General features: G+C 69.2%; 8 protein-coding genes. 2 read left to right on the forward strand and 6 right to left on the reverse strand.

All coding sequences use genetic code 11. The features are described 5' to 3' along the window. The first annotated feature begins 52 nt into the window (after positions 1–52). Both OOK41_RS21915 and OOK41_RS21920 read left to right on the forward strand, forming a co-directional pair. Complete coding sequence (locus OOK41_RS21915) at positions 53–550, forward strand: hypothetical protein (protein WP_266266530.1); 498 nt, start codon at positions 53–55, stop codon at positions 548–550. A gap of 15 nt (positions 551–565) precedes the next feature. Then, on the forward strand, positions 566–865 hold the full coding sequence (locus OOK41_RS21920; RefSeq protein ID WP_266266531.1) for a hypothetical protein: 300 nt from the start codon (positions 566–568) through the stop codon (positions 863–865). Here the strand turns inward: OOK41_RS21920 and OOK41_RS21925 are convergent. The 6 genes from OOK41_RS21925 to OOK41_RS21950 all read right to left on the reverse strand — a co-directional run bounded on the left by OOK41_RS21925 (position 834) and on the right by OOK41_RS21950 (position 12,952). Continuing rightward, positions 834–1,391: a hypothetical protein gene (locus OOK41_RS21925; RefSeq protein WP_266266533.1), complete on the reverse strand. Its 558-nt coding sequence runs from the start codon at positions 1,389–1,391 to the stop codon at positions 834–836. The two genes, OOK41_RS21920 and OOK41_RS21925, sit on opposite strands and share 32 nt — an antisense overlap. A gap of 393 nt (positions 1,392–1,784) precedes the next feature. Continuing rightward, a complete protein-coding gene (locus OOK41_RS21930) occupies positions 1,785–5,816 on the reverse strand; it encodes a discoidin domain-containing protein (RefSeq protein WP_266266534.1) in 4,032 nt (1,343 codons plus the stop codon). Between the two features lie 211 nt (positions 5,817–6,027). Next, a complete protein-coding gene (locus OOK41_RS21935) occupies positions 6,028–8,940 on the reverse strand; it encodes a discoidin domain-containing protein (RefSeq protein ID WP_266266535.1) in 2,913 nt (970 codons plus the stop codon). Positions 8,941–9,299: 359 nt separating this feature from the next. Then, entirely contained in the window at positions 9,300–10,928 is a 1,629-nt protein-coding gene (locus OOK41_RS21940; RefSeq protein WP_266266536.1) for a glycoside hydrolase family 13 protein, read from the reverse strand. A gap of 166 nt (positions 10,929–11,094) precedes the next feature. Further along, entirely contained in the window at positions 11,095–11,982 is an 888-nt protein-coding gene (locus tag OOK41_RS21945; protein WP_266266537.1) for a carbohydrate ABC transporter permease, read from the reverse strand. A 13-nt stretch (positions 11,983–11,995) separates the two neighbouring features. Next, positions 11,996–12,952 (reverse strand): carbohydrate ABC transporter permease, encoded by a 957-nt coding sequence (locus OOK41_RS21950; RefSeq protein ID WP_266266538.1) that lies wholly within the window; start codon positions 12,950–12,952, stop codon positions 11,996–11,998. Positions 12,953–12,959 lie beyond the last annotated feature (7 nt).

A 12,959-nucleotide genomic window follows, 5' to 3' on the forward strand; every position in this document is an offset into this window, starting at 1 on the left:
TACGGCTGTCGCCACCCACCGGCTGACGCCACCCCCTGAGAGCATGGGACGCGTGCGAGACGAGAACCTCGTGGGACTGTGGGACAGCGGCCCGTACGACTACGGGGCGATGGAGTCGAGTTGGGTCTGCCTACGGCGCGACGGCACCGGGTGGACCGCCTGGGCCAACGTCGGCGGCGGCTCCGTCAGCCGACTCACCTGGGCCTGCCCACAAGCCGGCGAGGTGGAGTTGCGCTACGCCTGGACAGCCTCGGGCAACTGGTTCCCCGGGACGCCACCCACCCTGGTCGAGATCGACGACGAGGGCCCGGACGACACCGTCGTGCACACGCGCTACGCGCTCAGCCTCGACACGGCGCCCCTGGCAGAGTCACCGGTCACCACCCTGAGGTTCGACGAGAGCGTCGAGTTCTGCCACCGCTTCGGACTTGTGACCCGGGAGGTCCACGCCGCCGATCCGGCACCCCCCTCGACCGGCGGATCCCGGAACGGACAACGGCGCGACCCGGCCAGGATCTCCCCACAGGAGGGCGGCGACGGCGCGAACTGATCAGGAGGACCAACCATGACCGATCTGGTCATCCGTCCGCTCGTCGCGGGCGAGGAAAACCTGTTCGAGTCCATGCCCGATCCGCTGCCCCACCTGCGCCAGGTCGGTTACGCCGACGGTCCCCAGAGGTACTACGCCGCCATGCCGACGTACTGGCGGCGCCGACCAGAGGTGCTCGCCGTGATGAAGGCGCCGATGGCGGCGGCCCGCCTCGCCGGGCTGGTCCGGGTGATCTTCGAGCCCGCCTGCGGCCCCCCGTCCGGCCCGGCCGGCCCGGCGGTCGTCACGCCGGCCCGCGCCGGCCCGGTTCCTTGAGCTGCAGGTGCAGTGCGCCGTCGCGCATGACGCGCCCCGGGTCCCGCCGCGCCCATGCCTTCGCCGCCGGCCCGATACGCCAGTTGCGGACCGGCTTGCCGGCTGCCGTCACCAGGTGCGGGGAGGTCACTCCGTTGAGCGCCTTCCACGCCAGGCCGACCAACTCGACGAAGTCCCGGTGAACGGAGTCCGCCTCAGCCGCCGGGAACCACTTGAAGGCCAGCCGGCCGGGCTGCATCTCCTCGGGCCGGTCCGTGACCGGCCGGTATCGGCCGCCCGTCGCTTCGAGGACCTCGGCCTCCGTCGTCCACACGCGCGTGTGCAGATACTGGATGGCGGGCCCCACCACGCCGCCGTCCCGGCCGAGGAGATGCAGAAACGCCTGGACGCCGGCCTGCCGCACCGCGGACGACAGCGAATCGTGCAGGACGACGCCCGATTCCCGGTCGTGTGTCGCCCACTGCGCAAGCCCCCCGATCGACGGCGCCACCGCGTCGCTGAACGCGTCGACATCCGCAGGCAGCATGAATGTCAAGGTCTGCCTGGAACGTGAGCCTGGCTCGAACACGGAGCCATTGAATCAGGAGGAGCAGGCACCCCGGGGCTGGCGGGCCGGCCAGGGGTCGGAAGGGTCAGGTGGAGTGAGGCACCTGCCGGTGGCGGGTGCGGCCCCGGTCGGGCTGCGCCTTCCATGCCGGCATCACGTCGAACGGGCCGGCGACCTCGCCGGGATCACGCTCGACAAGATCACCGTACGACTCATGGCCCCGCTGATCACCCAGGTCCGGGCCAGTGCTGAGCCTGAGCCGTCCGGGCGGTCGATGGAGAACGACCGGTTTGCGGGCCGAACGGTGCCGCCGGGAAGAGAACTCCCGGCGGCACCTGTTACCGCCTACCTACCCGCGTCCTACCGCGAGCATCATGGGTTGACGTTGATGGTGAAGGTCGACGTGGTGTTCCGGATGTTCTGGAAGTTGTTGCTGAACCGGAGATTGTTGAAGGTGGCCGAGCCGACCGCCGGTCCCTGGCCCGCCTCGGGCAGTTCGTTGGCCCAGATACCGAAACCGGACTTGGTATCGAAGGCGTCACCACTCTTCTGGGCGCCACTGATGGAGATGTTGGTGAAGACGGTGTCCGTGACCGCCTGGGTCGCCTGGCCACCGCTGTAGTTCGACTGGAACATGATGCCGTGGTAGGTCGGATCCACGATGTCCACGTTGCTCACCCGGATGGCGCGGAACTCCTTGGACGCGGCGAATATCCAGATCGCCGGGAATGTCTGGGAGCCCCAGAAGTGGCCGCCGGCCCGGACGATCGAGGCGTTCTCGATCGTCGTCAGTCCTGGACCGAATCCGGCGAACGGGTAGCCGAAGTCCAGCGAGCTGACGGTGATGCCCGAGTAGGTCAGCATGTCCGCGATGTACAGGTTGCGGAAGACGTTGTTCTGCCCGCCGTACACTGCGACGCCCGCCGCACGCCAAGTCAACGTGGCCGTGAGGTTCTCGAACACGTTGCCGGTGTTCGCCCCGCCGCCGCCGTCCGTCGCGGAGAAGAGCGCGAACGCGTCGTCACCGTTGGACCGGCCCTCGACGTTGCTGATCAGGTTGTTGGTGCTGCCGTTGGTCATGTTCAGGCCGTCGGCGTACGTGTTGCGGATCCGCGAGTTCTTGATGGTGATGTTGCTGACCCCGAGACCCCAGAACATGCACATCTGGTGCTCCACCCAGATGTTGTCGAACGTCATGTTCGACACCCGGGACAGGTCGAACACCTTGCCCGGACCGTCGTTGCGGCTGGTGTAGTTACCGAAGTAGGAGAACCCGGCGAAGGTCGAGCCGTTCGCCGACGCCTCGGCCCGGAAGCCGATGTCGGTGTTCTCCTGGTTGGTCGGGGCGGCGAACCGGGTGTACCAGGGACCGGCGCCGACGACCTTGAGCGCCTTGCCGTACACCTGGAACTTCTGCTGGGTCGGGTAGGTGCCCGCCGGCAGGTAGACGCCGACCAGGTTGGCGTCCTGCCGGGCCCGGTCCAGGGCGTTCTGCACGTCCTGGTGGGTGAAACCGGCCGGCACCGCGTACCGCGTCGGGTCCGGGTTGGCGATCGGCGCGACCTGCTCGGTGTTGATGAAGTCGATCGCGTACGTGCTGGTGTTGGCCGCGTCCTTCTGGAGCTTGATCTTGCTGCCCGCCGGGATGGTGGCGTCCAGGAAGATGTTCGCCTCGTCGTAGATGTGCCGCGGGGCGCCCGCACCCGGAGAGTTGCCCGGGCCAGCCTCGGCACCGTAGAGCCACATGTACTTCGAGGTCAGCGGGATCGCCTTGTGGAACACGTTGTTGACGTAGACGTTCAGCGTCGAGTCGATCCCGCCGCCGCCGGCCGAGTCCGGAATGGAGAACCGGGTGACCAGCGTGTTCGTGCTCGCCCGGGTGGTGAACTCGACGAAGTTGCCGGTCGAGTTCAGGGTGACCGCCCGACGTCCGGACGCCTCACCGGCCAGGTCGCCGATGGTCCGGTTCGGCCCGACCACCTGCGCGCCGCCGCCGACCAGGCCGTCCTCGGCCTCGTACATCTCGTATGGCAGGTTCGCCCCACGACCGACGAAGAACGGGGTGACGCTGGTGTTGTTGGTCCGCTTGACCGGCAACTCGTTGGCGTCGTCGGCCAGGACCACCCGGACGTCGTACTTGCCGTTGACGGCGGTCCAGGTGCCCAGGCTGACCGGGGCCGTGGTCGCACCGGCCGCGATCGCACCGGTGTAGGACCCGGTCAGGGTACGCAGCACCGCGCCGTCGGCCGGGTTGACCACGGTCAGCGTGATGCCGTGGGCGCCACCGGCGGAGGCGACCGTGCCCTGGTTCTTGATCGCCACCGAGAAGGTGACCGTGTTACCGGCGGCCGGGTTGCTCGGCGACCAGCTCACCGGCGAGACGACCAGGTCGGAGCTGGCCACCGGCGCGACGACCAACGACGACGGGTTGGTGAAACTGTTGTTCGCGTCGTTCTGCTCGATCACCTTGTTGGCCTCGTCGACCTTGGCGCTCAGCGGGTAGGTGCCCGCGTTGCGCGGGCCGACGTTCGCGGTGACCGTGGTGGAGGCACCCGCCGCCAGCCCGCCCACCGCGGCGGTGCCGGCGAGCGTCGTACCCAGGTAGAAGTTGACGTTGGTCGCCCCCGAGGCCGCGGTCCCGGCGTTGCGGACCGTGGCCGACAGGGTGACCGCGTCGGTCTCGACCGGCGAGGCCGGGGTGAACGTCATGCCGGTGATGGTCAGGTCCGGGTTCGGCGCGGGTACGCCGATGATCTGGAACTCCGCCACCTGTCCGGCCGGAGCGCCGGAGTTCGTGGTGATCTGCAACCGGACGTCGGCGACCGTGGCACTGACCGGGATGGTCACCGTGTTGCCGGACGCCGGGCTGAAGCTGTAGGACTGTGCCGCCGCCAGGCTGGTGAACGTGCTGCTGCTCTGCTCACGCCCGAGCACCTGGATGGTCTGGGTACGCGGACCCCACGAGCTGTCCGGGTTGAGCTTCACCACGACCGAGTTGATGGTCGCGTTGGCGCCCAGCGCCACGGTCAGCACGCTCGGGAAGTTGTTCGCCTCCCAGTAGGTCGCGACGTTGTTGTCGTTCGCGTTGGTGGGAAAGAAGGTGAAGATCGAGCCGGACGCGGTGACCGGCTTGCCCACCGCGAGGTTCGAGCCGCCGCCACCACTACCGGTACGGGTGACCGTGTTGCTGTTGCCCGACTGGTTGCCCGCCGCGTCCTTCGCCCGCACGTAGTACGAGACCGTCGCGGTCGCCGGCTGGCTGTCCGTGTACGTCAACACGTTCCCGGCGACGCTGGTGCGCAGCGTCCCGTTGGCGTAGATGTCGTACCCGGTCACGCCCACGTTGTCGGTGGAGGCGTTCCAGGTCAGCCGGATCTGCCCGGACCCCGGCTCGGTGTACGCCAGGTTGCCCGGCGCCGACGGCGCCTGGGTGTCGCCCTCGGTCGGCCCGTAGACCTCGAACTCGGATATCTGTCCGGCCGGCCAGCCGGTGTTGCCGGTGATGTTCAGCCGGACGTACCGGGTCGTGGTCTGGTTGAAGTCGATGGTCACGGTGTTGCCGGTGGCCGGGTTGAAGACGTATCCGGCCGACGCGACGATGGTGGAGAACGGACCACCGCTGGTGTTGCTGCCCTGCACGCTGAGCGTCTGCGTACGGGTCTGCCAGGCGGCGGCCGGCGGCAGCTTCAGCACCACCCGGTTCACCGCGACGGCCGAGCCGAGGTCGGCCTGGAGCCACTGCGGGAAGGCGTTGTTGGCGCTCTCCCAGTAGGTGTTGGCGTTGCCGTCGCCGGCGTTGCCCGCACCGTAGACGTCGGCGGTGCTGCTGGCGGTCAGCGACACCACCGCGGCCGCCGCGGCGAGGTTGACCTTCGAAACCGCCGCCGGGTGCACCTCCAGCTCGGCGAGCTGGGCGGCGGACGCGCCGCTGTTGGCGCTGATCTCCGCCTTCACGTACCGGGTGTTGGTGGCCGGGAAGCTGACCGTCACCAGGTTGTTCGAGGTCGGGCTGAAGGTGTACCTGGCCGAGCCGACGATGGTGCTGTACGACGTACCGTCGGGGCTGCCCTGGATGGCCAGCGTCTGGGTCCGCTTCGACCAGCCCTTGGGCAGCTTCAGCGTGACCCGGTCGATGGTGGTGCTGCTGCCGAGGTCGACGGCGGCGGCCTGCGGGAAGGCACCGCTGCCCTGCCAGTAGCTGGCCTGGTTGCCGTCCTTGATGTAGGCGGCGGCGTGGCCGGTGCTGGAGCTGGTCGCCGCGGCGGCCCTGCCGGCGGCGAGGTTGGTCGCGCGCGGCTGGTCCGCGGGCGCGGCTGAGGCTGGGACGGCCGGCGCGAGCGCCGCGACCATTCCGGTCGCGAGGATCGCCGCCAGCGGGCGCCAGGGGACGGGGTTGGTTCTCATTGCGTTCCTCCAACTCGGGCTGGAACGTCAGATGGGTGGTGGTGCGAAAGCCCGGACAGGGCAACGGAGCGGGCGGACGTTGCCCGACCCCGACTGGTGCCGATACTGGATACATGGGACAAATCTTCCGGCGACGGGCGCACCCCGAGCCCGGTGGTGAGGAAGGGCCCCGCTCCGAACGAGCCTGAGGAGGAGGGGCCGTTCCTCGCGCCTAGGAGGCGTAGACCTCGTACTCGGAAAGCTGGGCGGCGGGCCAGCCGGTGTTGCCGGTGAAGGTCAGGCGCAGGTAGCGCTGCGCGGTCGCCGGGAAGGTGACCGTGACGGTGTTACCCGAGGCGGGGCTGAAGGTGTAGCCCGCCGATGCCTTGACCGTCGCGTACGACAAGCCGTCGGTCGACCCGAGTATCGACAGCGTCTGGGTACGGGTCTGCCACGCCGCCGCCGGCGGCAGCTTCAGCACGACCCGCGACACCGAGCGGGCCAATCCCAGATCCACCGTGATCGACTGCGGGAACGCGTTGTTCGCGCTCTCCCAGTAGGTGTTCGGGTTGCCGTCGACCGCGTTGCCGCCGCCGTAGACGTCGGCCACGCTGGTCACCGTCGTGGGCCGACCGGCGGCCAGGTTGCCGTTCGCCGGAGGGGTGGTGGGCGGGGGCGTGGTCGGCGGCGCGGTGGTGGGCGGCGGCGTGGTGCCGCTGCCGTACACCTCGAACTCGGCCGCCTGGCCGGCCGGCCAACCCGTGTTGCCGGTGAAGGTCAATCGCAGGTAGCGGCGGTTCTGCGCCGGCAGGTTGATCGACACCGAGTTGCCACTGGCCGGGTTGAAGGTGTACCCGGCCGAGCCGACCGCGGTCGAGTACGACGAGCCGTCCGTCGAGCCCTGCACCGAGAAGGTCTGGGTACGGGTCTCCCAGCCCGGTGGCAGCTTCACCACCACCCGGTTGGTGTTGGCCGACGAGCCGAGGTCGACCGTCAACGACTGCGGGAAGGCGCCGTTCGTGCTCTCCCAGTAGGTGGCGGCGTTCCCGTCGTTGGCGTTCGACGCCACGAACCCCTGCGACGTGCTCGTCGCCACGATGGACCGTCCCTGGGCCAGGTTGCCGCCCGGCGGGGTGGTGGTCGGCGGGACGGTGGTCGGTGGCGTGGTGGTCGGCGGGGCGGTGGTCGGCGGGGTGGACGGTGTCCCGGTCGGTGGGCTGGTCGGCCCGCCACCCCAGATCGGTGCCGGCCACGGGCCACAGTCCGGGGTGGCGGTGTACCAACCCGAGTTGCCCGGTCCCTGGGTGATCTGGAAACCGCTGCCGACGCAGTTGTGGATCGGCTTCGCCTGGGCGATGCCGCTGGCCCGCACGTTGGTGAAGGAGACCTGGCTGCCCGCCTGCACCTGGAGCGCGTACGTGCCGGCGCCGACGATGTTGACGTTGTTGAGGAAGATGCCGTTCGTCCGACCCTCGATCCAGTGCAGCGCCGCGTAGGAGCTGTCCAGGATGTCGGTGTCGGTGATGTTGATGGTGGGGTTCTGGAAGTCCTGGTTCAGCGCGGAGAACCAGATCGCCCCGACTCCGAAGTTCCAGTTGTAGTCGGAGTTTCCGTTGCGGATCAGGGTGTTGCGGGCGATCGTCCAGGTGCCCAGGACGGAGGTCGCTCCCTGTACGCCGGGATAGCGGTTGGCGACGTGGATGCCGCCGCCGTTGCTCAGCGAGTCGGCGGTCACGTTGTCGGTGATCTTGATGTCCCGGCCGCCGTAGCTGACCAGGTGGTTCGCCAGCAACGTCACACCGATGGTGTTGTGCGTGAAGGAGTTGTTGACGTTCGGCACGTTCTGGGCCCACATCGCCAGCGCGTCGTCGCCGGTGTTGCGGACAAACGTGTTGGTCACGGTGGAGTTGGTGACCCCGGTGTGGAAGTTCACCCCGTCCGCGGTCTGGTCCAGGATCCGGCTGTTGCGGATGGTGAAGTTGTCCATCGGGCCGTCCATCCAGGCCCCGACCTTGGTGTGCTGCATCCAGATGTTGTCGATGACCGAGTCGGTCATCGCCCCACCGAACGCGTTGACCTGGTCGTCGTCGATCCGCTCCTGGATGTCGCCGATGATGGCGAAGTCGCGCACGGTCACGTTCCGGCTGGGTCCGTTCGCCTCGTGCGGCCGTACCCCTCCGGTGTAGCCGCCGCCCGGGACGTACTTGCCGTAGATGCCCGCGGCCCGGTTGCGTTGGGTCGGGTGCCGGCCGCCGAGCACCGAGTACCACGGCCCGGCGCCGCGCAGCGTCACCCGGTCGACCACGACGTGGTCCCAGAGGGTGAAGTTGCCGGCCGGGATCCAGACCGCCCTGCCCTGTGCCGCGCCCGCGTCGACCGCGGCCTGGAAGTCGGCGGTGGAGTCGGTCGCGCCGGTCGGGTCGGCGCCGAAGTCGGTGACCACGTCGATCACGTTCGCCGGCTTCGGGATCGGCCCGCCGACCAGTTCGAAGTCGGCCAGGTCGATGGTGAAGGTGGGCGACTGGGCGGTGGAGCTGACCTGCAACCGGACCTTGGAGCCGGCCGGGTAGGTCGACCCGAACAGGGTCCGGGCCTCGTCGTAGAAGTGGTGCGGGTTGGTGTCACCGGGGTTGTTGTTGAACGGGTAACCCCCGTAGTACCAGCCGTACTTCGAGGTCACCGGGACCGCCTTGACCAGGTTGCCGTTGATCCGCAGGTCGATGCTCGCGTCCCGGCCGGTGCCGGACGGGCTGTCCGGAATGCTGTACCGGAAGGTCACCGCGTCGGCCGGCTTGGTCAGGGTGAACTCGACGTACTCACCGACCGCGTCCAGGGTCACCGCTTCCCGCCCGGAGGCTTCGGAGGGCAGTTGACCGTAGTAACGGGTCGGTCCGATCTTCGAACCGTTGTGGGCGACGTTCTCCGCCTCCTGCTCGACGAACGGCACGGTCGCGCCGCGACCGACGATGTCGAACGGGGAGAGGCCGGCGGCCTGGGCGGGTGCCGCCGACGTGAGGGTGAGAACGGTGATCGACGCCGCGGCCAGGGCGGCGCTGGCGATGACTGCCAGCCCGACTCGGGCGCGGTTGGTGCGTGGTGCGGTGGCGGTGCCGGGCGTGGGCGCGCCGGCGGTGTGGATGGCCATTGGATCCCTTTCGTCAGGAAAACCAATTCCCCCGTGCGTGGAGCCGCGTGGAGCCGCAGTTCAGCAATGCGCCAGAGCGCGTGGACCTCCCGTTCCGGAACCGGGTCGGTGGACCGGCCGGTGGCGGCGGCGGGGACGCGCCGCTCCGCCGCCGGAGACGTCGGGTGCCGGCGTGTCCGCCGACAGTGGGGTCGGCGTCCCCACCGTCGGCGGACACCACCGCGCCGTCGCACTCGGCCCGGGACCGAGCTGGACGCACCCGGCGATCCGCTGGCCCGCGTACGCCGCCGCCGACTGCCGGTGTGCCGGGCACACCGGACCCCGGTGGTGTCCTCGACGGCGTTCCCCGCGGGCCATGACTATGCCGTTCCGGTCCGCAGCCAGACCGCGGTGTCCGGGGGCAGCAGGTCCCCGTCGAGCGGCCCGCTGGCAAGCAGGCGGTGCTGGTGCGCCGGCAGCGGCACCGGTACGTCGGACAGGTTCACCACGCAGGCGAACCGGTCCCCCCGGGCGAAGGCGAGCACCTCGTCCGGAGCCTCCAACCAGCTCATCGGACCGTCACCCAGGCCGGGCTCGGCCCGCCGGAGCCGGATCGCCGCCCGGTAGAGCGTCAGCATCGACGACGGGTCCTCAGCCTGCGCCTGCGCGGTACGGCCCTTCCAGTCCGCCGGCTGCGGCAACCACGGACCGGCCGTCGCGCCGTCCGGGCTGAAGCCGAACGGGGGCGCGTCACCGGACCACGGCAACGGCACCCGGCAGCCGTCCCGGCCCGGGTCGATGTAGCCGGAGCGCGGCCACATCGGGTCGGTACGCTGATCCGGCGGGACGTCGACCTCCCAGAGCCCGAGTTCCTCGCCCTGGTAGACGTAGGCGGCACCGGGCAGGGCCAGCGAGAGCAGGGCCGCCGCGCGGGCCCGTACGGTGCCCAGTTCGAGGTCGGTGAAGATGCCCTCCCGCTTCTTGGCGAAGCTGAAGGTGGTGTCCTCCCGGCCGTACCGGGTGACGTGTCGGGTCACGTCGTGGTTGGAGAGCACCCAGGTGGCCGGCGCGCCGACCGGGGCGTGTGCGCTCAGCGTGCCGTCGATGCTCTCGCGCAGCGCCGCCGCGTCCCAGGCGCAGCCGAGGAAGTCGAAGTTGAAGGCGGCGTGCAACTCGTCCGGGCGCAGGTAGTTGGCGAACCGCTGCCGGTCGGGCATCCACACCTCGCCGATCAGCGCCCGGTCGCCGGGGTACTCGTCGGCGATCCGCCGCCAGGCGCGGTAGACGTCGTGCACCCCGTCGAGGTCGCGGAACGGATGCGGCCGGTCCGGCAGGGTCTCCGGTAGCGTCCCGTCCTTGACCAGCAGTCCGGCCGAGTCGATCCGGATGCCGTCCACGCCCCGGTCGAACCAGAACCGGAGAGTGTCCTCGAACTCGGCCCGCACCCTGGGGTGTTCCCAGTTGAAGTCCGGCTGCTGCGCGGTGAACAGGTGCAGGTACCAGTCGCCGGGGGTGCCGTCCGGGTTGGTGGTCCGGGTCCAGGTCTCGCCGCCGAACTCGCCGACCCAGTCAGTGGGCCGCTCGTCCCCGTTCGGGCCCCGGCCGGGCCGGAACCAGAACAGTTCCCGCTCGGGGGCGCCCGGTCCGCCGGCGATCGCCGCCTGGAACCACGGGTGCGCGTCGGAGCAGTGGTTGGGCACCACGTCGACGATGGTCCGGATGCCGAGCGCGTGCGCCTCGGCGATCAACGCCTCCACCTCCGGCAGGGTGCCGAAGACGGGGTCGATGTCCCGGTAGTCGGCCACGTCGTAGCCGGCGTCCGCCATCGGCGACGGGTACCAGGGGCTGAACCAGATGGCGTCGATGCCGAGCGCGGACAGGTGACTGAGCCGGGACCGGATGCCGGCGACGTCGCCGATGCCGTCGCCGTTGCCGTCGGCGAAGCTGCGTGGATACACCTGGTAGATCACGGCTCCACGCCACCACGGACTGTTGTCTGCTGTGGACACGAGCACCTGCTTTCTGGGTCAGTACGTCGGCGGGTTCGCCGGACCTGGATGTGTCTCGGGCGAACGGGCGGGTCCGCGGCGAGGGGGTTTCGCTGGTGGTCGGTGCGGTCGGCCCGTCATCGGGCCCGCCTGAAGGCCGCCACGCGCAGCGCCTGCAGGTTCGGGGCTACCCCTTGAGGCTGCCCGTGGTCAGACCGGACATGATGTTCCGCTGGAAGGTCAGGAAGACGATGACGGTCGGGATCGCGGCGATGACCGACGCGGCGATCACCACGTTCATCGGCGTACCACCCGCGAAGGCGTAGATGCCGACGCTGACCGTCCGGGTCTCGGGCGAGGGCATGACCAGCTTCGGCCAGAGGAAGTCCTTCCAGACCGCCGTCACGGCGAAGATCGAGACCACGCCGAGGATGGGGCGCGACATCGGCAGGATGATCGACCACAGCGTGCGCAACGGCGTCGCCCCGTCCATGACGGCCGCCGCCATCAGGTCCTCGGGAATCGAGTCGAAGAACCGTTTCAGCAGGAAGATGTTGAACGCGTTCGCGACCAGGGGCAGCCAGATCGCGAACGGCGAGTCGAGCAGGTTGATGTGCAGGATCGGCAGGTCGATCACGGTCACGTACTGCGGGACGATGAGGACCATCGCCGGGATCATCAGCGTCGCCAGCATCAGGCCGAGGATCACGTTGCCGAATATCGGGCGCAGCTTCGACAGGGAGTACGCCGCGGCGGTGTCGAGGACGAGCTGGAACAGCAGCGCGCCGGCCGCGTAGTAGAACGTGTTGAACAGCAGCTTGGCGAGGTCCAGGTTGTTCCACGCGTCGGCGTAGTTCTGCAGTTGGGGATCCTTCGGGAACAGCGACGGCGGGGTCTGCGCGATCTCCTGGCCGGACTTGAGCGCGCCGGTGACCATCCAGTAGAGCGGCCCGAGGAAGACGAGCGTGAAGCCCAGCACGACGACGGTGAGCAGCGTCCAGTAGATGACCTTGCCGCGCCCCCGCCTGAGCTGGGCGTGGGAGATGAGGGTCCGGGTCCCGGAGTCCTGTGCCATGGGTCGTCCCGTCCTAGTCCTGTTTCGCGCTCAGCCGCACGTAGGCGGCGGAGAAGCCGGCCAGCACGACGAGCATGATCACGCCCAGCGCCGCGGCGCCGTTGAGGTCGTTCTGGAAGAACCCGTGCTGGTAGATGAGGTACGCCACCGAGGTCGCCGAGTCCTCCGCGCCGGTGCCGTTCGCGAGGATCAGCGGCTCGATGAAGAACTGCATGGTGGCGACGATCTGCAGCATCGCCAGGAGCGCGAGGATCAGCCGGGTCTGTGGGATCGTCACGTGGCGGATCCGCCGCCAGATCCCGGCGCCGTCGAGCTCCGCCGCCTCGTAGAGTTCGCCGGGGATGCTCTGCAGTGCCGCCAGGTAGATCAGCACCGCGCCGCCCATGTTCATCCAGGTCGACGCGATCACCATCGCCGGCATCGTCATCTCGGGGGACTGCATCCACTGCGAGGTGGGCAGGTGCAGCGCCTTGAGGATCGAGTTGAACAGTCCCGCGTCGCTGGGGTCGTACGCGTAGAACTTGAAGAGGAAGAGCGCCGAGGCTGGCGGCAGCATCACCGGCAGGTAGACCAGGATCCGCAGGTACCCCTTGGCGTGGCGGAACTCGTTGAGCAGGATCGCCACGAAGAACGGCACCGCGTACCCGAGGACGAGGGCGAGAACCGTAAAGTACAACGTGTTCTTCCAGGCCGCCCAGAAGCTGGGGTCGGCGATGATGCGTTCGTAGTTGTCCCAGCCGACCCAGGTCGTGACGCCGCGCCGGGTGCGCTGGAAGCTCATGACGACGCCGCGGATCATCGGGTACCAGGAGAAGAACGCGAAGCAGAGCACCGCACCGATCAGGAACGCGTGCCCGGCGAGGTTGTCTCGTACCTTGCGGCCGAGGCTCGTACGCTTCGGCCCCGCCGAGTACGGCGACGCGGGGCGACCCGGTTCCTTCCTGGTCCCCGGGGCGGTGATGATCACCAAGGCAACT

Origin of the sequence: Micromonospora sp. NBC_01655, assembly GCF_026339755.1 — a bacterium.
Classification (GTDB): Bacteria; Actinomycetota; Actinomycetes; order Mycobacteriales; family Micromonosporaceae; genus Micromonospora.